Source organism: Mycobacterium parascrofulaceum ATCC BAA-614, assembly GCF_000164135.1.
Classification (GTDB): Bacteria; Actinomycetota; Actinomycetes; order Mycobacteriales; family Mycobacteriaceae; genus Mycobacterium; species Mycobacterium parascrofulaceum.
The window spans coordinates 1-935 of record NZ_GG770636.1 but is presented as its reverse complement, the minus strand read 5'-3'; the positions used below and the strand labels follow the sequence as shown (position 1 = coordinate 935).

Below are 935 nucleotides of genomic sequence, written 5' to 3'. Positions count from 1 at the left end.
CCGCCGGTGGTGGGCCGCCTCGAGGCCGGCCGGTGCCTGCTCGACCTGCGCACGGTGGCGCCGGAGGACGACGCGCTGCTCGCGGCCGCGGTGCGGGCATGTTCGTCCTAGCCACCGCCGGGCACGTCGACCACGGCAAATCCACCCTGCTGCAGCGGCTCACCGGCATGTGGCCGGACCGGCTGGCCGAGGAGCGGCGCCGGGGGCTGACCATCGACCTCGGCTTCGCGTGGACCGAGCTGGCCGGCCGCCGACTGGCGTTCGTCGACGTGCCGGGCCACGAACGGTTCGTCGCCAACATGCTGGCCGGGGTGGGCGCGGTGCCGGCGGTGTTGTTCGTCGTCGCCGCGACCGAGGGCTGGATGCCGCAATCGGACGAGCACCTCGCCGCGCTGGACGCCCTCGGCGTCCGCCACGGGCTGCTGGTGATCAGCAAGGCCGACCTCGCCGACCCCGGCCCGGCGATCGAGCAGGCACGGGAACGGTTGGCCACCACCTCGCTCGCCGGCTCGCCGGTCGTGATCGGCACCGACCTGGAACGGGTGCGGGCGGAGCTGCTGGCGCTGACCGAGCGCCTGCCGGTCCCGGACGCGGGCGCCGACGTGCGGCTGTGGGTCGACCGCAGCTTCACCGTCCGGGGCGCGGGCACGGTGGTGACCGGGACGCTCGCGGCCGGCACCATCCGGGTGGGCGACGAGCTGGAACACGCCGGCCGCCGCGTCACGGTCCGCGGGCTGCAATCGCTGGGCCGCGCCGCGGACGCGGTGGGCCCGGTGTCCAGGGTCGCGCTGAACCTGCGCGGCGTGGACCGCGCGCAGATCGGCCGGGGTGACACGGTCCGGACGCCGGGCGGCTGGCTGGAGACCGCGGAGGTCGACGTCGCCCTGCGGCCGGCGGCCGGGCTGCACCGCCAGCTGGTGCTGCACGTCGGGTCG

At 76.6% G+C, this 935-nt stretch carries 1 protein-coding gene; it reads left to right on the top strand.

Features of this window, described 5'->3' with window-relative positions; all coding sequences use genetic code 11:
• Positions 1–98 precede the first annotated feature (98 nt).
• A partial coding sequence (locus HMPREF0591_RS29955; RefSeq protein ID WP_007172648.1) for a GTP-binding protein occupies positions 99–935 on the top strand: 837 nt, incomplete at its 3' end.